The sequence below is a fragment of the Zoogloea sp. GDB6 genome, assembly GCF_056724105.1.
In genome coordinates this window covers 4868622-4888290 of record NZ_CM161497.1, presented here as the reverse complement: position 1 = coordinate 4888290, position 19669 = coordinate 4868622, and the positions used below count along the sequence as shown (strand labels likewise).

Genomic DNA, 19669 nt, shown 5'->3' with positions numbered 1-19669 from the left:
GTCAGGACTCCCCGGCCAGTTGTTTGGCCAGCGGCAGGATCTTCTTCTCCAGCGCTTCGGGGGTGATCGGGCCGATCTGCTTGTAGCGGATGACGCCCTTCTTGTCGATCAGATAGGTCTCCGGCACGCCATACACGCCGTAGTCGATGCCGACCCGGCCGTCCATGTCGAGGGCCGACAGCACGTAGGGGTTGCCGTGCTGGGACAGCCAGGCCGACGCGCGTTGGCGGGTCAGCGTGCTTTCCTCGTCGGCGGCCAGCTTCTTCACGTCGGTCTCGCCGTCGCCGCGCACTTCCTTGTAGTTGAGGCCGACGATGGGCAGGCCGCCCTGGCGGGCGAAGGCCACCAGCAGCGGGTGCTCGGCGCGGCAGGACACGCACCAGGATGCCCACACGTTGAGCAGCCAGACCTGGCCGCGCATGTCCGCCGGGGAGAAGGTCTTGCCCGGCTCGGCCAGTTGCGCCAGCTTGAAATCGGGCGCCGGTTTGCCGACCAGCGGCGATGGGACTTCGTGCGGATCGCGGTTGAGGCCGACGGCCAGGAATACGACGAGGACCAGGAATAGTCCGAGGGGAATCAGGAAACGTTTCAAGATGCAGCTCCTTCAGCGGCCAGGCGCGCGGCCTTGGCGGCCTTGGACGTGATGCGGTAACGACGGTCGCTGGCGGCGAGCAGGCCGCCGAGGGCCATGCACACGGCACCGGCCCAGATCCAGTCGACGAAGGGCTTGTGATAGACGCGCACGCTCCACGCGCCGTCGCCGCCTTCCAGCGGATCGCCGAGGGACACGTAGATGTCGCGGGTCAGGCCCGGGTCGATGAAGGCTTCGGTCATCGGCATCGCCGACGAGAAGTACTTGCGCTTCTCAGGGTGCAGCGGCATTACAACCTGACCGTCCTTCAGCAGCTCCAGGTCGCCACGGGCGGCCACGTAGTTGGGGCCGGGCACGTCGCTGACGCCCTGGAAGCGGATCTCGTAGCCGCCGATCTTCACCGTGTCGCCGGGCGCCATGCGCACGTCGCGCTCGGTCTCGTAGTGCTTGACCATCACGATGCCGATCACCGTCACGGCGATGCCGACGTGGGCCAGGTGCATGCCCCAGAAGGCCCGCGGCGGGGTGCCTGACTTGCGGCGGGCGAGGATCTGCACCACCGACGCACCGATGATCCAGATCGCCAGGCCGATGCCCAGCGCCACGCCGGCCGACCAGGCGCCGGCCAGGAAGGGCACGCCGACGCCCGCCACCACGGCGACGGTGAAGGCCCAGCGCAGCGGCCGCGCGATGTCGGCCAGGTCGGCCTGCTTCCAGCGCGCCACCGGGCCGACCGCCATCAGGAACAGCACCGGCACCATCAGTGGCGCAAACACCGCGTTGAAGTACGGGGGGCCGACCGACAGCTTGCCCAGGTTGAGGGCGTCGATCACCAGCGGATAGAGGGTGCCGAGCAGCACCGCACCGGCGGCGGACAGCAGCAGCACGTTGTTGACCAGCAGGAAGGTTTCCCGTGACACCAGCGCGAAGGCGCCGCCGAGGCTGACCTTCGGGGCGCGCCAGGCGAACAGGGTCAGGGACGAGCCGACGACGGTGGCCAGGAAGAACAGGATGAAGATGCCGCGCTTCGGATCGGATGCGAAGGCGTGCACCGAACTCAGCACACCGGAACGGACCAGGAAGGTGCCGAGCAGGGACAGGGAGAAGGCGCCGATGGCCAGCAGCACGGTCCAGTTCTTGAAGCTGCCGCGTTTCTCGGTGACGGCCAGGGAATGGATCAGCGCGGTGCCCACCAGCCAGGGCATGAAGGAGGCGTTTTCCACCGGGTCCCAGAACCACCAGCCACCCCAGCCCAGCTCGTAGTAGGCCCAGATCGAGCCGAGGCCGATGCCGAGGGTCAGGAAGATCCACGCGGCGGTGGTCCATGGCCGCGACCAGCGCGCCCAGGCCGCGTCGAGGCGGCCCGACAGCAACGCCGCAATGGCGAAGGCGAAGGCCACCGAGAAGCCCACGTAGCCCATGTAGAGCATCGGCGGGTGGAAGATCAGGCCCGGGTCCTGCAGCAGCGGGTTGAGGTCGCGCCCGTCGTCGGCGCCCGGCAACAGGCGCTCGAAGGGGTTGGAGGTGCTCAGGATGAACAGGATGAAGCCGGCGGCCACCAGCCCCAGCACGCCCTGCACGCGGGCCACCATGTCGTCCGGCAGGCTGCGCGAGAAGGCCGCCACTGCCAGCGCCCACAGGCTCAGCATCTGCACCCACAGTAGCAGGGAGCCTTCATGGCCGCCCCACACGCCGGCGATCCGGTACTGCAGCGGCAGCTTGGAGTTGGAGTGCTGGGCGACGTAGAGCACCGAGAAGTCGTTGTTGATGAAGCTCGCCGTGAGGCAGCCGAAGGAGACCGCGACCAGCAGGAACAGCGTTGCCGAGGCCGGCCGCGCCAGCCCGATCCAGGCCGGGATGCCGCGCTGGGCGCCGATCAGCGGCAGGCTGCCCTGCACCAGGGCGACCAGCAGGGCGAGGATGAGGGCGAAGGTTCCGATTTCAGGGATCATGGCTGGGATGCCCGGTTGGAGGTGACAAGGAGACGTCGGATGGCGTGCAGTCTGTCCGCATCGCGAGGGACGAAGCGGATCACGGGAACGCTACAGGCTTTTCCTTGCATCACCGATTCACTGCTTGAGGGTCTTCGCGGCCTCGTGGGCCTGGTCGACGGCGTGCTTGGCTTCCGGCGGCATGTAGTTTTCGTCGTGCTTGGCGAGCACTTCGGTGGCGGTGAACTTGCCGTCCGCGCCGAGGGCGCCCTGGGCGACAACGCCCTTGCCCTCGCTGAACAGGTCCGGAAGGATGCCGGTGTAGGCCACCGGGATCTCCTTGGCCGTGTCGGTGACGACGAAGCGGGCGGTGATGTCGGTGCGCTGCAGGCTGCCTTCCTTCACCAGACCGCCGATGCGGAAGGCCCGGTCTTTCGGGGCCTCGCCGTTGGCCACCTGGGTCGGCGTGAAGAAGAACACCAGGTTGCTCTGGAAGGCGTTGAGGATCAGCGCCGCGGCGATGCCGAGGGCGGCCAGACCACCGAGGACGATGGCGAAACGTTTGTGTCGTGCTTTCATGGTTAGTCCTGACTCTCTCTGTCGGCCGCCAGTTCCCGGCGCAGCAGGCGGCGGGTGTCGCCGAGGCGCTTCCTGACCAGCAGGGTTTCGATCAGCAGGGCCGCGGCGGTGACGCCGAAACTGCCCCACACGTAGAAGCCGTAGCCTCCCATCGCGAAGAATTCGCTCGTGCTGCCCCAGTTCATCGTTGCATCTCCGGCAGTTCGGCCACCCAGGTGGCGTGGCGTTCCCGTTCGAGGATGATGGCGCGCACCCGATACAGGGCCACGGCGATGCTGTACATCCAGAAGGCCAGCGCCATCAGCAGCATGCCCCACAGCATCGTGGCGGCCATCGTCGGGGCCTTGGTCATCGATACAGAGGCGCCCTGGTGCAGGGTGTTCCACCACTTCACCGAAAAATAGATGATCGGCACGTTGATGACGCCCACCAATGACACGATGGCGCCGGCCTTGTCGGCCCGGCGCGGGTCGTCGATGGCGGCGGTGAGGGCGATGTAGCCGAGGTAGAGGAACAGCAGGATCAGCTCGGAGGTGAGGCGCGCGTCCCATACCCACCAGGCGCCCCACATGGGCTTGCCCCATAGGGCGCCGGTCCATAGGGACAGGAAGGCGAACAGCGCGCCGGTGGGGGCCAGCGCCGAACTCATCATGCCCGACAGGCGGGTGTTGAAGCCGATACCGATGGCCGACCAGAAGGCCATCACGCAGTAGATGAACATGGACATCCACGAGGCCGGGACGTGGATGAAGATGATCCGGTAGCCCTCGCCCTGCTGGAAGTCGGTGGGCGCGACGAAGAAGCTGATCCACAGGCCGGCGGCGGCAAAAGCGGTGGCCAGTGCGGCGAACCACGGCCACATCTTTCCCGCGAGGGGGTAGAAGCTGGCCGGGGAGGCGAACTTGAACCAGTTGATCAGGGGCTGACTCATGGGCGAATCCGGTTGGGGAAGGTTCGGGTGTTATTCGAGGGCGATGCGCAGGGCCGCCGTGGTCGCCCACGGGGCGAAGAACAGGCCGAGGGCGAGCAGCGCGCCGAGCAGTGACAGGTGGCCGCCGGCACCCAGGCCGGCCATATCGGCCTCGACGGCGCCGGCGCCGAAAATCAGCGCCGGAATATACAGGGGCAGCACCAGCAGCGACAGCAGCACGCCGCCGCCGCGCACGCCGAGGGTCAGCGCCGCGCCGATGGCGCCGATCAGCGACAGCAGTGGGGTGCCGAGCAGCAGCGAGAGCATCAGGATACCCAGCGCCCGTGACGACAGATCGAACTGCAGGCCCAGCACCGGTGCCAGCAGGACCAGCGGCAGGCCGGCGGTCAGCCAGTGGGCCAGCACCTTACCGCTGACCAGCAGGGCTAGCGGAGTCGGCGACAGGGCCATCTGTTCCAGCGTGCCGTCCTGGTAGTCGGCGGCAAACAGGCGGTTGAGGGACAGCATTGCGGCGAGCAGCGCCGCCACCCAAAGTACGCCGGGGGCGATGCGCCGCAGTAGCGCGGTCTCCGGCCCGATGCCGAGGGGGAACAGGCTGACCACGATCATGAAGAAGAACAGCGCGGTGAGCATCTCGCTCTTGCGCCGCATGGCCAGTAGCAGGTCGCGGCGCAGGATGGCGACGAAGGCGTTCATTTGGTGAGCTCCAGGCGGGCGCCGTTGCCCTGCAGTTGCACCGCCTGGTGGCTGGTGAAGATCAGCATGCCGCCGCGGCCGATATGTTCGTCGAGGATGCCGCACAGCATGTCCACGGCACCCACGTCGAGGGCCACGAAGGGCTCGTCGAGGATCCACAGGCGGGCCTGGCCGCACAGCAGGCGGGCCAGCGCCACGCGGCGCTTCTGGCCCTGGGACAGCACGCGGCTGGGCAGATCCTCGCGGCCCTTCAGGCCGATGCGGCGCAGCGCGGTGAGGGCGGTGGCTTCATCGAGGGGGCGACCGCCCACCGCGGCCGCGCTCTGCAGGTTCTCGAGGGCCGACAGGTCGTCCTTGATGGCTGGCGCGTGGCCCAGGTAGAGCAGACGGGCGTGGAAGTCGTCGCGCACGTCGGCGACCGGCCGGCCTTCCCATTCGATGCGTCCGTCGGCGGCCGGCGACAGGCCGGCCAGGATGCGCAGCAGGCTGGTCTTGCCGGCCCCGTTGGCGCCCTCCACCTGCAGCCATTGGCCGGGCGCGACGGCGAGATCCACACCGGAAAACAGGCGGCGGTCACCGCGGACACAGGCGAGGCCGTGGGCTTGAAGCATTGGAAGGGCAAAACCGGGAAATCGAGTCGGCGCATTCTGCCCGACCCCCCGAAGTGGGTAAACCGGTTACATCAAGCAGAAGCGCCGATACCGCAGCGGCTACGGTGCGAGAGTCAGTGGCGGGCCGTGCTGGCGTAGTCGTCGGGGACCACGGTGGATGGCGTGCTGCCGGCTTCCTCGCTTGTTTCCGACCCTGCGGACGGGGTGCCATCGGCATCGCCGATCTCGAGGATTTCGATCACTTGGCGGGCCAGCGCGCGGCAGGCGTTGCCGAGGTTGGTCGGCAGGCCGTCAGGCACGTTCTTCTGCAGCAGCAGCTTGGACGCCGACAGGCTGATGACCGGGTTCAGGATGCGGTGCTTGTGGGCTCCGAGGATCTGCGCCACGTTGCGGTCGGCGGCGTCGCGCTGCCAGGCATTGGTCGGCCACTGGGACGGCAGCGCATAGGCACGCGGGAAGGTCTCCAGGTCGCGCAGCACGGTGCGCAGGTCTTCGTGGGAGTCGCGGAAGGGCAGCAGCACGATGTCGGCCAGGCCGTCGAGCATGCGGTCCACGTCGGCCCGGTTGCCGCCGCCGTCCACTACGCCGACCCAGTGCTCCATCGCCCGCAGCTTGCCGACGACCCGGTTGAGGGACTCGGGGGTGCGCGCATCGGCGATCGCGTAGCGGCGCCCTTCCGGCGCCAGGGGCTCGCGGGACGTGTCGGTCAGCACGCAGGCCGAGCGCTGGCCGAGCAGGCCGAAGCCCTGGCACAGGAGATGGGAAAGGGTGGTCTTGCCGGTACCGCCCTTGTTGCCGATGATGCAGATGATCGGGGACATGGTTGAAACCTCTCGCAATGAAGCCAGGCGCAATGGCGCCATTATTCGCGCATTAACGGGAAAGATGCGGCCCGAATTAAGGGTTCATCGGCCGGCATTTCGGAATTTTCCGCTCAGCCCGGGGCCGGCTGGCAGATAGCAGTAAAGCTGGGTGCGCCGCCGGTCGTCCACCTCGACGACCGTTTCGGGTTCCACGCCGGGCACCGGGAAGCTGTTGCTGACCAGCAGGCTGCCGGGGCGCATCTCGGCACAGGCTTTCGTCCAGACGGCGGACATCGGCACCGGGGACAGGAAAGCGTACACCACATCGTAGTCCGCCCACGGGATTTTCCAGAAGTCGCCGCGGGCCAGGCTCACGTTGGGTTGGCGGCGGGACAGCAGGCGGGACAGGGCATAGGGGGCGGGCGCCGACTCCAGCCCCTCGAAGCGACAGTCGGGGCGCAGGCGGGCCAGCGGGCGCAGCAGCGCGCCGGTGCCGCTGCCCAGGTCGAGCAGCATCGCCGGCCGGCCGCGGGGCAGCAGCCCGGCCACGGCTGCGGCGGTGTGGTGGTTGGACAGGTAGAGCGGCACTTGGGTGCGGAAGCTGCTCCAATAGACCAGTGCGCACAGCAGGAACGCCGCCAGGTACCACAGAGGTGCGATGCCCAGGCTGAGCGCGCCGACCACCAGCGGCGCAAAGCCGAGATGGATCCAGCGCCACCACGGGGCGCTGCGCAGCAGGCTCGCCGTGCCGGCCGCCGCTGCCGCCTGCACCGCCACCACCGGCGCGAGGCCGGCCGGCAACAGGCCGGCCTGGGCGCTGCCGTAGGCAACGGCGGTGCCGGCGAACTGGGCGAGAAGGGCTTTCAGGAACGGTGGCATGGCAGGCGTGGGGCGGCGACGGGCGCAACAGGCCGGAGTGTAGCCGACCACCGGGTCGGCTGCCCGTGACGGGTGGCGCAGGCTGCGATCGTCGGGGCAGATGGGGCGGGCAAGGACAGGGGCAGGAAGTGCGCTCGGCGAGGGCGAACTCCCTCGCCTGTGGATTGTGCTCAGCCGACGGGGGGCGGATGAACCTGCCCCCAGGTCGTAGTCAGCGCCGGCGGCGCAGCACGAAGCCGTTGTCCAGCTTCTCGAAGCCGAGCTTCGGGTAGTAGTTCAGTGCATCGGGGGCGGACAGCAGCACGATGGAAACCTCGTCGCCGACGGCGGCCTGCACGCGGGCCACCAGCTCGCGGCCGATGCCTTGGTGCTGGAAGGCCTGGTCCACCGCCAGGTCGGACAGGTAGCAGCAGTAGCTGAAGTCGGTCAGCGCCCGGCACACGCCGACCAGTTGCTCGCCCGACCAGGCCGAGACGACCAGGTTGGCGTTGGCGAACATGCGGGCGATACGCGACAGGTCGCCGGTCGGCCGCTTGATGCCGGAGGCGTCGAAGAGGCGGGCGATGTCGGCGGCGGCGAGGGGCGTGTGCAGGCGGTAGTCGATCATGGCTCAGGGAATCAGCGAATACACGGAGGCGGCCACCGGCCCGTCGGCCAGCTGCAGCCGGTTGCGGGCCATGCCCTCGAAATGGGCGCCGACCTTGCGGGCGACGGCTTCGCTGCCCGTGTTGCCGGCGGCAATGACGATCTCGATGCGGGTCTGGCCCAGCTCCCGGAAGCCGAACTCGGCCAGGCGGCGTGCTGCCGTCACGGCGACGCCCTGGCGCTGGCGGGATTCGCGCACCCAGTAACCGAGGTTGCAGAAGTTGTGAAGGCGGTTGAACTGGTTGAGGCCGACCAGGCCGAAGAGTTCGCTGCCGTCCGCGCTGAAGATCCCCAACTCGTAGGCACTCTGGTCGGCGCGGGCCTGGGTGCAGTGGTCTATCCATTCCAGGGCGTGGGCCGGGGTGTAGTCGGGGGTACACCAGGGCATCCAGCGCCCGACGGTGGCGATGGATTCGAGGGCGGCGGCCGACAGCGCGTCGGCATCAGCGGGCAACAGGGGGCGCAGGGTCAGCATGGGCGAGGGCTGGCGGAAGGGGAACAGGCCGACAGCATACCGCGTGGCTGCTGCCCCCTTTCGCCCAGCGCAGGTTCCGGCGGGGCTCACGGTGAAGTTTCAGGCCGCTCGGGCGCCGCTGCCGGTCTTGCCGTCCCACTGGGCCCATAGCTCGTTACGGTGCTTCTCCGCCCAACCGATGGAGGCCGTCTTGATGTGGCCATAGCCGCGCACATGGTCGGGCCACGCGGCGATCTGCGCGGCCAGCGCCAGCTTTTCGGCGGACAGGCCCCCGAGCAGGCGTGCCACGTCCTGCTCGTACTCCACGATCAGCGCCCGCTCGGCCTTGCGGTCCGGGTGGTAGCCGAAAACGTCGAAGGGCGTGCCGCGCAGGCGGCGCAGCTTGGCCAGCCACTTGAAGCCGCTGCGCATCCACGGCCCGAAGACCCGCTTGGCGATGCGCCCGGAAGCCGGGTCGGGGTGGGCCAGGAAGGTCGGGGCGAGGTGGAAGCGCACCGCGAAGTCGCCGTCGAAGGCGGCGCCGATGGCGTCCCAGAAGGCCGGATCGCCGTACAGACGGGCCACTTCGTATTCGTCCTTGTAGGCCAGCAGCTTGAAGTAGTTGTCGGTCACCGCGCGGGCTAGCCGTTCGCCGCCCAGCGGGCCTTCGGCGGCGCGGACGCGGGCCAGTAGCTCGGTGTAGCGGCGCGCGTAGGCCGCGTCCTGGTAGTCGGTGAGGATCGCCGCCCGGCGGGCGATGCGTTCGTCCAGTGTTTCCGGGCGGATCGGGATGACCGGCGCGGGGGTTACCTCGCGCTGCACGGCGGCCAGGTCCACCGCCGCGCGGCGGCCCCACCGCAGGGCCCGGCGGTTCATCGCCACGGCGGCGCCGTTGAGCTCGATGGCCTTGTCGAGGCTGGCCTCGCTGACCGGCACCCAGCCTTTCTGCCAGGCGTAGCCAAGCAGGAACAGGTTGGTGGCGATGGCGTCGCCGAGCAGGCGGATCGCCAGCTGCTGGGCGTCGAGGAAGTCGCAGCCGTCGCGCCCGACGGCCTCGGCGACGGCGGCCTCCATCTTGTCGAGGGGGAACTGCCAGTTGGGGTTGCGGGTGAATTCGGAGGTCGGCGTCTCGGTGCAGTTCACAACGCCGCGGGTGCGTCCGACGGCCATCTTGGACAGGGCGTCCACGCTGGCAGTGACCACCAGGTCGCCGCCGATCACCGCGTTGGCCTCGCCCGCGGCGATGCGCACCGCGTGCAGATCCTCCGGTCGGTCGGCGATGCGCACGTGGCTGAACACCGAGCCGCCCTTCTGGGCCAGGCCGGTCATGTCGAGCACGGTGACGCCCTTGCCGTCCAGGTGGGCAGCCATGCCGATCAGTGCGCCGATGGTGACTACGCCAGTGCCGCCGACGCCAGTGACCAGGATGCCCCACGGCTCGCGGGTGGCCGGCAGCGTCGGGGCCGGCAGCGCGCCGACGCGGCTGTCGTCGGTCTGCATGGCCTTGCCCTTGCGCAGCTGTCCGCCTTCGACGGTGACGAAGCTCGGGCAGAAGCCGTTCATGCACGAGTAGTCCTTGTTGCAGGCCGATTGGTCGATCTGGCGCTTGCGGCCGAAGTCGGTCTCCACCGGCAGGATCGCCATGCAGTTGGATTCGCGTCCGCAGTCGCCGCAACCTTCGCACACCGCTTCGTTGATGAAGACGCGGGTCTGCGGGTCGGGGTAGCGGCCGCGCTTCCTGCGCCGGCGCTTCTCGGCTGCGCAGGTCTGGTCGAAGACCAGGGCCGACACGCCGGCCAGCGTGCGCAGCTCGCGCTGGATCACCTCCAGCTCGTCCCGGTGGCGGATCGGCACGCCGTGCGGGATGTCGGCCACGTGCCAGGGCCGGTCGGTGCCGTCGGTGACGAGGACGATGTTGTTCACCCCTTCGGCCTGCAGCTGGCGGATCAGCTTGGGTACGCTGAGGGCGCCGTCCACCGGTTGGCCGCCTGTCATCGCCACCGCGTCGTTGTAGAGGATCTTGTAGGTGATGCCGCTGGTCACGCCGGGCTTGTTGAAGGCCGCCACGGACTGGCGGATCGCCAGCAGGCCGGAGTGGAAATAAGTGCCGTCGCCGAGGTTGGCGAAGATGTGCGGCTCGTCGGTGAAGGGGGCCTGGCCGACCCACGGCACGCCTTCGCCGCCCATATGGGTGAAGGCGCCGGTCTTGCGGTCCGGCATGAAGGTGGCCATGTAGTGGCAGCCGATGCCGGCCATCGCGCGGCTGCCTTCCGGCACCACGGTGGATGTGTTGTGTGGGCAGCCGGGGCAGAAGGTGGGTACCCGGTCGATCGCGAAGACCCGCTGGGCCAGCGTCGCTTCCTTGGCTTGCAGGAAGGCCAGGCGGGCGCGGATGCGCTCGGACGTGAAGAAGCGTTCGATGCGGCCGGCGATCACCTGGGCGATCATCGCCGGAGTCAGTTCGCCAGCCGCCGGCAGCAGCCACTTGCCGTGATCGACCGTGGCGCGGCCGTCCGCACCGAGGGTAGTGAGGATCGCCCATTCGCCCTTTTCGTCGAACTTGCCGATCACCCGCGGGCGCACGTCCTCGCGCCAGTTGTAGAGCTCTTCCTTGAGCTGGTATTCGATCAGCTGGCGCTTTTCCTCGACGACCAGGATTTCTTCCAGCCCTTCGGCGAAGTGCCGCACGCCCTCGGCTTCCAGCGGCCATACCATGCCGACCTTGTAGAGGCGGATGCCGATCTGGGCGGCGAGGGCCTCGTCGATGCCCAGGTCGTCGAAGGCCTGGCGCACGTCCAGGTAGCTCTTGCCGGCGGTGATGATGCCGAGCCGCGGCTGCGGTGAATCGATGACCACCCGGTTGAGCCCGTTGGCCCGGCAATAGGCCAGCGCGGCGTACAGCTTGGCGTGGAGCAGGCGTTTTTCCTGTACCAGCGGCGGGTCCGGCCAGCGGATGTTGAGGCCGTCCGGCGGCAGCGCGAAGTCGGATGGTTCCCGCGTCTCAACGCGCAGCGGATCCACGTCCACCGACGCGGAGGTTTCCACCGTGTCGGCCAGCGCCTTGAAGGCCACCCAGCAGCCCGAGTAGCGGGACATGGCCCAGCCGTGCACGCCGAAGTCGAGATATTCCTGCACGCCGGCCGGGGCCAGCACCGGCATCATCATCGACTTGAAGAAGTGGTCGGTCTGGTGCGGCAGCGTGGATGACTTGGCGGCGTGGTCGTCGCCAGCGATCACCAGCACGCCGCCGTATTTGGCGCTGCCGGCCGCGTTGGCATGGCGGAACACGTCGCCGCAGCGGTCCACCCCCGGTCCCTTGCCGTACCACATGCCGAACACGCCCTGCACGCGGGCCTTGGGCGACAGGGATACCTGTTGGGTGCCCCACAGCGCGGTGGCAGCCATGTCTTCATTGATGCCGGGCTGGAAGACGATGTCGTGCTCGGCGAGGTGGTCCTTGGCCTTCCACAGCGCCAGGTCGAGTCCGCCCAGCGGCGAGCCCCGGTAGCCGGATACGAAGCCGGCGGTGTTGAGGCCGGCGGCCCGGTCACGGTCGCGCTGGATCATCAGCAGGCGCACCAGCGCCTGGTAGCCGGTGAGATAGACCCGCCCGGCGGCGGTGTACTTGTCGTCCAACTGTGCCGCAGGAGCGCCGGAAGTGGATAGCATGCGGACGGGATCTTGCTCGGCCATGGTGGTTTCCTCGCAAAAATCGTGTTCTTGATCCGCTCGCGGCCGGGGCCTTGTGGGCCGTGCCGCCGAGGTACTGCAGGGCAAGCCTGGATGCGCCAGAATGCTGCGCAACTCGACCATTGGATTGTTGGCGCCGGCCGGGGTTCCGGCCGGGCAGGATTCAGAACTTCTCCAGCCATGGGCGCAGATCCAGTTCCTGCGTCCAGGTGCTCGGGTGCTGGCGATGCAGGGCCAGGTAGTTCTCGGCGATCTGATCGGGGAACAGGCCGAGCATGCGCTCCTGCATGAAAGTCGGGGCGGTGTCCTTCAGGATGCCGCCGTCGAGGATCACGTGGGCGACGTGGATGCCTTTGGGCCCAAGCTCCCGTGCCATGCATTGAGCCAGGGCCCGCTGCCCCCACTTGCCGACGGCCATGTTGGCGTATCCATCGCGGCCGCGGGTGGCTGCGGTGGCGCCCGTGAAGATCAGGGTGCCGCAGCCGCGTGTCAGCATTGCCTTGGCAACCTCGCGGCCGACCAGGAAGGCACCCAGACAATTCACCCGCCAGCATTCGAGGAAGGCGGCGGTTTCGATGTCAACCACATGGCCGGGGCCGAAGTGCTCGACGTTGTATACCGCCAGCTGCGGCACGCCCAGCTCACCGCAGACCGCGCGGACCATGTGGCTCACCGCGCCGTCGTCCGTGATGTCGCACGCATAGGCGCGGGCGGTAACCCCGAGGGCATCGAGTTCGGCGACCAGCGCGTCGAGCCGCCGGCCGTTACGTGCGATGACGGCCACGTCCATGCCGGCCTGTGCGAAACGGCGTGCAAGGGCGCTGCCGAGGCCGGGGCCAGCACCCACGATGAGGGCGACGCCATTCTGGCGATCGGCCTCCTTTCCGAATGGATTCACAGTTGTGGCCTCCTGCTTGGAGTCCCGCCGCGTCAGCGGTCGCGGGGGATGTACCGGATGGGTGCGCTCCAGGTGCCAGCGCACTGCCAGCCCACCGATTTGCCAGACGTGTCCGGCCTTGCCCTTTCGCCACAGGTGGCGCGCCAGGGTACGCGGCGCCTCCAGCACGGCCCGCAGGCCGCGGGGGCGCAGCTGGATCGCCTTCTCATGGCAGGCGTCGGCGCACACCATGCAGTCGGCGCAGGTCCGGTAGTCGATCCGCGGCCGGCCGGCAGTGTCGCGGCCGATGGCGTGGAGCGGGCAGACCTGCAGGCAGGTGGTGCAATCGCTACAGCGCGCCCTGTCGATGTGTGGGCGTGGTCGAAGGTGGGTCTTGTTGAGAATTCGCATGGCCCTCGCCAAGCGGGGCTCCGGTGGTTCGGGCGATGGCGCGGCGCATGCCGGGGTGATGACCGGCAGGTCCTGCCAGTCCAGTCCGCGCAGTACGATGCTCTCCCGCTGCCATTCGCCGACACCCAGGCGGGCGCCCCAGGTCAGGCTTGGTATCGTCGCGGGCTCCCAGCCCAGTGCTTGCAGGCAGGTACTGTCGAGGGCGACCGGGTCGGTGGATGCGCCGATCAGGCCGACCCGCCACAGCGCCTGCTTGAAGCCCGGACAGACGGTGGTCATGTCTGCGACCGAGATCGTGGGCCGGGCCAGACGGCAGACGTCGGCGACGGCGCCGGCCAACTCGGCGGCGTTGGGCAGCAGGGACGAGAGTTGTGTGTTGCCGGCGCCGATGATCGCGTTGAACATGTTCTTCAGCGCGCCGCTCCAGACCAGGGACGGATGCGGCTGGGCATTGACGAGGCTGATCACGACGTCGGTGTCGAGAACCGCGGTGCTGAGCAGATAGCTTGCAGGGCGAGGGATCCCGCTCTGCAGAACCCTTCCGCCGGAGGTGGCGAAGCTCACCAGTTCGGTGTCGAAACGTTCGGCGAGCTCATGCAGCCACAGGGCCTCGTGGTGTAACTGTGGTTTGCCGGGGCAGCGGGAGCCTTCGTCACCGAGTTGCGGCCGTCCGCCGCTATCGCGAACCAGCCCCAGCATGGCCTCGACGAAGGCCGGGTGGGAGACCATCCGGGTCTCGGGAAGCCGTACGCTGCCATGACGCAGGTAGGGTTTGACTAGGACCCTGTCACCAGGCCGGATCAGTGCTGTCAGCGGTTGTCCGATCAACTCCAGCGCATGTTCGATGACAGCGCGCAACCTGTCCGGCGCATAACTGTCGTTGCGGACCAGAGAAACCAGAGATGCCATGACGCCCTCCCCTAGGGTGATATGGACTTGGTTCCGGACGTCCGCATGCTGTTGGGCCGTGTGCCGCGGACTCTCGCCGGTCGTTCAGAGCGTACGCCTTACCGCATTGCCTAGTGAATAGAAAGAGGGTGAAAGTTTGTCTCCTGCTCCGCGGGCGGCGCTTCGTCAGAACAGATCCACGTCGCCGGCGCTGACGGCGGTCTGGCGGAGCGCGTCGAAGCGGATCTCCTGCTCCGAACGGGTCGAGTCTTCGAGCAGCAGATTGAGGGTGGTGTTGCGGCGCTGGATGCGTGCCACGCCGTTCCGTTCCTCCACGTCCCGATGGGCATCGAAGAAGCCGTGGGCGTAGCGGCTCATGAAGTCGGTGTGCTGGCGCAGCTTGTCGAGTACCTGGCTGACGATGTCCTCGAACTGCATCGACAGCACGCCCTGCATGACCAGCCGGTGGATCGCCTCGGACACCTCGTTGATGCGGCGCGACTGCTCGGCGGCGCGGGCGGTGAGTTCGCGCATTTCGGCGCCCAGCGCGGCCACGTTGGCCTGGGAGCTTTCCGCATGGCTGATGTCGGTGGAGGCTGTGACATCCACCGCGGCTCCCACATCGTCGATCGCGGTGTGGATTTCCCGCAGCAAGCCGTCAATCTGGTCGCTGAAGTTCTCGGTGCGTTGGGCCAGCTTGCGCACTTCGTCGGCGACCACCGCGAAGCCGCGTCCGGCTTCCCCGGCGCGGGCGGCCTCGATAGCCGCATTGAGGGCCAGCAGCTCGGTCTGGCTGTTGATCTGGTTGACCTCGGTCATCAGGCGGGTGACCGCATCCACCTTGGCGCGCATGTCTGCAAAGCGGCGGGCGATGTCGGCGCCGCTGGCCTGCAACTGTTGGACCGTGGTGACGAAGCTGCCGATGGCGGCCTGCGTCTCGGTACTGAAGCGCTCGATGCCGCCGTCGCGGGTGGCTTCGTCCTGGGTGGCGGCGAGGGCGACCAGCTCATCGGCCAGGTTGCGCAGGGAATCCTGCTGGTTCTTGCCGTCGCCGGTCAGGCTGCGGTGCAGGTCGCCGACCGCGCTGCCGAACACGTCCTGCATCTGTTCGAGGGATTCCCGCAGGCGCAGGTACTGGGTTTCGCTGTTGCCGGCAATGCGGGCACATAGCGCATCGTATTCGCGCACGCTGTCATCGATCAGTTTGTTCTGCGCGAGTTTGCCGGCGCGGGCACGGGCGCGGGCACTGTGGCTGATCATCGTGGCCGCGATCAGCGCGACGATGGTGCCGCAACCCAGCGCATAGTTGAGCTCCGATGGACCGCCCAGTGCGACCGAGGCCATGCTGGCGACGGACAGGGCGATACCCGAGAAGGTGGCGATATCGTCGGCGCGGAGAGCGGATGCGTGCATGGGATAAGCCGGCGTGGCATGCGGACAGTGTGCGTGGGATGGCGACTTTAAGGCCGACTATGACGTAAGGCATAGATCTGGCTCAAATTTTTACCTTTTGCCAGATCTTTGTTTGTTATAGCTCGCGTCGGGATGTTTTGGTGTCCTTCATTGCCTGGAGGCATGTGTGGCGCTTCGGCAGGGTAAACTCCGCTCCGTGTGACTTTTCGCCGGCTTGTCGGCACTTTTTCGGAGCACCCCCATGTCCAAGCAGATCATCGCCACTCCCAACGCCCCCGCGGCCATCGGCACCTATTCCCAGGCTGTGAAGGCCGGTAATACCGTCTATATGTCTGGCCAGATCGGCCTCGACCCGGTTTCCATGCAGCTGGTGGACGGCTTCGAAGCGCAAACCGTGCGCGTTTTCGAGAACCTCAAGGCGGTGGCCGAAGCGGCCGGCGGTTCCCTGGCCGACGCGGTCAAGCTGAACATCTACCTGACCGACCTGGCCAACTTCGCCAAGGTGAATGAGGTCATGGCCCGCTACTTCAGCGAGCCCTATCCGGCCCGTGCCGCCGTCGGCGTGAAGGAACTGCCCCGCGGTGCGGTCGTCGAGGCCGACGCGGTGCTGGTGCTCGGCTGAGCCTGAGCTTGCCCGTGGAGTCCGCCGCCGCCACGCCGCCGCCTTCTGCCGCTCCGGCGAAGAAGCCGGCGGTGCGCGGCTGGCCGGGCGTCGGCCCGCAACTGGCCGAACGGCTGGCGAAGATCGACATCTTTTCGCCGGCCGACCTGATCTTCCACCTGCCGCTGCGCTACGAGGACGAAACCCGCCTGACCATGCTGGCCGATGCGCGCCCTGGCGTGCCGGTGCAGTGCGAGGTGGAGGTGCGCTCCTGCGAGGTCACGCCGCCGCCGCGCCGCCAGCTGGTGGCGCACGCGACCGACGCCAGCGGCGAGGTGATGCTGCGCTTCGTGCATTTCTACCCGAGCCAGCAGAAGCAGCTGGCGGCCGGCGCCCGCCTGCGCATCTTCGGCGAGCTGCGCGACGGCTTCTTCGGCGCCGAGATGATCCACCCGCGCATCAAGCCGGTGGCTGCCGGCGAGCCGCTGCCGGAGAGCCTGACGCCGGTCTATCCGACCACCGCCGGGCTGGCCCAGTCGGCGCTGCGCAAGCTGATCGGCGGGGCGCTGCGCCACAACGGCATCCGCGACGAGCTGCCGGATGAGCTGCGCCGCCGCCTCAATCTGCCGTCCCTGCCGGATGCGCTGCGCCTGCTACACGCGCCGCCACCGTCGGTGTCGATCCTCGACATCGAGGACCGCGGTCACCCGGCCTGGCAGCGCGTCAAGCTGGACGAGCTGCTGGCCCAGCAGATCTCCCTGCGCCGCGCCTACGCCGCCCGGCGCGCCAAGAACGCACCCAGCCTGCCGCTGCTCGACACCCTGACCCGCGACCTGCTGGGGCAGCTGCCTTTCGCGTTGACCGGCGCCCAGACTCGCGCCTTTGCCGAGATCGCCCGCGACCTGGCTTCCGACCACCCGATGCAGCGTTTGCTGCAGGGCGACGTGGGCTCCGGCAAGACTTGCGTCGCCGCGCTGGCCATGCTGCAGGCCGCCGAGAACGGCCGCCAGGCGGTGCTGATGGCGCCGACCGAGATCCTCGCCGAGCAGCATTTCCGCAAGCTTGCCGCCTGGCTGGCGCCGTTGGGCATCGAGGTGGCGTGGTTGTCCGGCAGCCGCAAGAAGAAGGAGCGCGAGGCGACGATGGCCCGCCTCGCCAGCGGCGAGATCCTGCTCGCCGTCGGTACCCACGCGCTGATCGAAGACCCGGTGGCCCTGCCGCTACTGGCGCTGGCGGTGGTGGACGAGCAGCACCGCTTCGGCGTGCGCCAGCGCCTGGCCCTGCGCGAGAAGGGTCAGGCTGGCGAATCGCCGCACATGCTGATGATGTCGGCGACGCCGATCCCGCGCACGCTGGCGATGAGCTACTACGCCGACCTCGACGTGTCGGTGCTGGACGAGCTGCCGCCCGGGCGTACGCCGATCATCACCAAGCTGATCAAGGACGAGCGCCGCGACGAGGTGATCGCGCGGGTCCGCCAGGCCTGCGTGGCCGGCCGCCAGGCCTACTGGGTGTGCCCGCTGATCGAGGAGTCCGAGGCGCTGCAGCTGAAGACCGCCCAGGAGACCTACGAAATGCTGTCGGAGGCATTGCCCGACCTGCCGGTGGGGCTGGTCCATGGACGGCTGAAGAATGACGAGAAGTCGGCGACGATGGCCGCCTTCGTGGCCGGCGACATCAAGGTGCTGGTGGCGACGACGGTCATCGAGGTCGGCGTCGATGTGCCCAACGCCAGCCTGATGGTCATCGAGCACGCCGAGCGCTTCGGCCTCGCCCAGTTGCACCAGCTGCGCGGGCGGGTCGGCCGCGGTGTGCATGAATCGGTGTGCATCCTGATGTTCGCCCAACCCCTGTCGCAGACCGGCCGCGAGCGCCTGAAGGCGATCTACGAGAACACCGACGGCTTCGTGATCGCCCGCGAGGACCTGCGCATCCGCGGCCCCGGTGAGTTCATCGGCGCCCGCCAGAGCGGTGTGCCCTTGTTGCGCTACGCCGACCTGGAAGAGGACGCGGTGCTGGTGGATATCGCCCGCGAGCTGGCCGAGGAGATCCTGCGCGACGCCCCGCGCGTCGCCGACGCCGTCACTGCCCGCTGGTTCGGTGGCCGGGCGGCGCTGTTGAAGGCGTGAGGGCGGGCTGCCCGTTTGTGCGGTTGCCGGGGTTAATGGCAATAGCCCCCACGGGGATCGGCCACTACAATACGGCCGCTTTCCTTCGTATCCCTGCTTTCCGATGACCCTCGCCCATTTCCCGGGTCGCGACCCTTTTCGTATGGCGGCCTGGCGTGCGCCGCGCGGTATGCGCGGCTGGCTGACCGACGATAGCTCGCTGACGGCCCGTATCCGTGCCCGTTGCGGGCGGTTTTCACTCAAGGTAGTGAGCCAGGGCAAGGGGGTCGTGCTGCCGGACGAGATGGCGGCGCTCGGCGTATATCGCCACGGCGACCTGTGGCAGCGGGAAGTCCTGCTGCTGGCCGATGGGGCGCCGGTGGTGTTTGCCCGCTCGCTGGTAGCCGGCACGTCGATTCCGGCTGCCTGGCATCTGCTGCGCCAGCTGGGCGGGCGGCCGCTGGCGGCGGTGCTGTTCGACGACCCGCGGGTGCGTCGTTCGCCGCTGGAGGCAGCCCGCCTGGATGCCCGCGATCCGCGCTGGCACGATGCACGGCAAGCCACCGGCCGGCCGGATCTGCCGCCGCTGTGGGCACGCCGCTCGGCTTTTCACCGCAGCGGCTCGCCGCTGTTGATCACTGAAGTTTTCTTGCCCGCGATCGGGAGCCTGGCACCATGATGAGTCTGACCTTTTCCGAACGGATGTCCGAATACGGCAAGCTGATGCGCATCGACAAGCCCATCGGCACCTTGTTGCTGCTGTGGCCGACCTTGTGGGCCCTGTGGGTGGCCGGGGAGGGGCGGCCGTCGCTGCTGGTGGTGGCGATCTTCGTGGTCGGTACCTTCTTGATGCGCTCGGCTGGCTGCGTGATCAACGACTACGCCGACAAGGACTTCGACGGTCATGTGGAACGCACCCGCAATCGCCCCCTCGCGGCACGGCGGGTGACGCCGAAGGAGGCCCTGCTGCTGGCTGCCGGGCTGGCGCTGGTGTCCCTGTTGCTGATCCTGCCACTCAACGGGCTGACCATCGCGCTCAGCGTGCCGGCGGTGTTCCTGGCTGGAAGCTACCCCTACACCAAGCGTTTTCTGGCGATTCCGCAGGCTTACCTGGGTATCGCCTTCGGCTTTGGCATCCCGATGGGTTTTGCTGCGTTGCAGGGCGATGTGCCGGCTGTGGCCTGGGTGATGCTGGTGGCCAATGTGTTCTGGGCGGTGGCCTACGATACCGAGTACGCGATGGTGGACCGTCCGGACGACTTGAAGATCGGCATCAAGACCTCGGCGATCACTTTCGGCCGCTACGATGTGGCCGCCGTGATGACCTGCTATGCGGTGACGCTGGCGCTGATCGGCTGGGCTGGCCTGCACACCGGCCGCGGCGCGGTGTTCCTGGCCGGGCTGGCGGTGGCCGCGGGCATCATGGTCTATCACTACACGCTGATCTGCGAACGTGACCGGCCAAAGTGCTTCAAGGCCTTTCTGCACAACAACTGGGTCGGTGGAGCGATCTTCGCCGGTTGGGTGCTGGACTACCTGTTGGCGTCCGTTCAGTAAGCC

General features: G+C 68.2%; 18 protein-coding genes. 4 read left to right on the top strand and 14 right to left on the bottom strand.

Translation table 11 applies throughout. From position 1 onward, the window contains the following. Window position 1: 1 nt before the first annotated feature. The 14 genes from AC1PQG_RS22300 to AC1PQG_RS22235 form a co-directional block, all read right to left on the bottom strand. Entirely contained in the window at window positions 2–595 is a 594-nt protein-coding gene (locus AC1PQG_RS22300) for a DsbE family thiol:disulfide interchange protein (RefSeq protein ID WP_481123048.1), read from the bottom strand. After that, window positions 589–2544 (bottom strand): heme lyase CcmF/NrfE family subunit, encoded by a 1956-nt coding sequence (locus AC1PQG_RS22295; RefSeq protein WP_481119926.1) that lies wholly within the window; start codon window positions 2542–2544, stop codon window positions 589–591. The genes AC1PQG_RS22300 and AC1PQG_RS22295 overlap by 7 nt, the downstream gene beginning before the upstream one ends. Window positions 2545–2661: 117 nt before the next feature. Further along, a complete protein-coding gene (gene ccmE, locus AC1PQG_RS22290; protein ID WP_481119925.1) occupies window positions 2662–3102 on the bottom strand; it encodes a cytochrome c maturation protein CcmE in 441 nt (146 codons plus the stop codon). A gap of 2 nt (window positions 3103–3104) precedes the next feature. Then, window positions 3105–3287: a heme exporter protein CcmD gene (gene ccmD / locus AC1PQG_RS22285; protein ID WP_481119924.1), complete on the bottom strand. Its 183-nt coding sequence runs from the start codon at window positions 3285–3287 to the stop codon at window positions 3105–3107. Further along, window positions 3284–4033, bottom strand: coding sequence for a heme ABC transporter permease CcmC (ccmC, locus tag AC1PQG_RS22280; protein WP_481119923.1), 750 nt, complete (start codon window positions 4031–4033; stop codon window positions 3284–3286). The genes ccmD and ccmC overlap by 4 nt, the downstream gene beginning before the upstream one ends. A 30-nt stretch (window positions 4034–4063) precedes the next feature. Continuing rightward, entirely contained in the window at window positions 4064–4729 is a 666-nt protein-coding gene (gene ccmB / locus AC1PQG_RS22275) for a heme exporter protein CcmB (protein ID WP_481119922.1), read from the bottom strand. Then, complete coding sequence (gene ccmA / locus AC1PQG_RS22270; protein WP_481119921.1) at window positions 4726–5340, bottom strand: cytochrome c biogenesis heme-transporting ATPase CcmA; 615 nt, start codon at window positions 5338–5340, stop codon at window positions 4726–4728. The genes ccmB and ccmA overlap by 4 nt, the downstream gene beginning before the upstream one ends. A 113-nt stretch (window positions 5341–5453) precedes the next feature. Beyond that, window positions 5454–6161, bottom strand: coding sequence for a nucleotide-binding protein (locus AC1PQG_RS22265; protein ID WP_481119920.1), 708 nt, complete (start codon window positions 6159–6161; stop codon window positions 5454–5456). Window positions 6162–6245: 84 nt separating this feature from the next. Continuing rightward, on the bottom strand, window positions 6246–7022 hold the full coding sequence (locus tag AC1PQG_RS22260) for a class I SAM-dependent methyltransferase (RefSeq protein WP_481119919.1): 777 nt from the start codon (window positions 7020–7022) through the stop codon (window positions 6246–6248). A gap of 211 nt (window positions 7023–7233) precedes the next feature. Then, on the bottom strand, window positions 7234–7629 hold the full coding sequence (locus tag AC1PQG_RS22255) for a GNAT family N-acetyltransferase (protein ID WP_481119918.1): 396 nt from the start codon (window positions 7627–7629) through the stop codon (window positions 7234–7236). Window positions 7630–7632: 3 nt separating this feature from the next. Further along, the gene (locus AC1PQG_RS22250; RefSeq protein WP_481119917.1) at window positions 7633–8142 is read right to left on the bottom strand and encodes a GNAT family N-acetyltransferase; all 510 of its coding nucleotides are present in this window, start codon (window positions 8140–8142) and stop codon (window positions 7633–7635) included. Window positions 8143–8241: 99 nt separating this feature from the next. Then, window positions 8242–11814: an indolepyruvate ferredoxin oxidoreductase family protein gene (locus AC1PQG_RS22245; protein WP_481119916.1), complete on the bottom strand. Its 3573-nt coding sequence runs from the start codon at window positions 11812–11814 to the stop codon at window positions 8242–8244. A gap of 160 nt (window positions 11815–11974) precedes the next feature. Then, complete coding sequence (locus tag AC1PQG_RS22240) at window positions 11975–14008, bottom strand: SDR family NAD(P)-dependent oxidoreductase (protein ID WP_481119915.1); 2034 nt, start codon at window positions 14006–14008, stop codon at window positions 11975–11977. A gap of 165 nt (window positions 14009–14173) precedes the next feature. After that, window positions 14174–15400: a methyl-accepting chemotaxis protein gene (locus AC1PQG_RS22235; RefSeq protein WP_481119914.1), complete on the bottom strand. Its 1227-nt coding sequence runs from the start codon at window positions 15398–15400 to the stop codon at window positions 14174–14176. 241 nt (window positions 15401–15641) lie between these two features. Between AC1PQG_RS22235 and AC1PQG_RS22230 the strand changes: the two genes are divergently transcribed. From AC1PQG_RS22230 to ubiA, 4 genes are all read left to right on the top strand, one after another. After that, entirely contained in the window at window positions 15642–16022 is a 381-nt protein-coding gene (locus AC1PQG_RS22230) for a RidA family protein (protein WP_481119913.1), read from the top strand. Window positions 16023–16093: 71 nt separating this feature from the next. Continuing rightward, on the top strand, window positions 16094–18130 hold the full coding sequence (recG, locus tag AC1PQG_RS22225; RefSeq protein ID WP_481123047.1) for an ATP-dependent DNA helicase RecG: 2037 nt from the start codon (window positions 16094–16096) through the stop codon (window positions 18128–18130). A 142-nt stretch (window positions 18131–18272) separates the two neighbouring features. Then, on the top strand, window positions 18273–18788 hold the full coding sequence (locus AC1PQG_RS22220) for a chorismate--pyruvate lyase family protein (protein ID WP_481119912.1): 516 nt from the start codon (window positions 18273–18275) through the stop codon (window positions 18786–18788). After that, on the top strand, window positions 18785–19666 hold the full coding sequence (gene ubiA / locus AC1PQG_RS22215; RefSeq protein WP_481119911.1) for a 4-hydroxybenzoate octaprenyltransferase: 882 nt from the start codon (window positions 18785–18787) through the stop codon (window positions 19664–19666). Before AC1PQG_RS22220 ends, ubiA begins: the two co-directional genes overlap by 4 nt. Window positions 19667–19669: the final 3 nt, after the last annotated feature.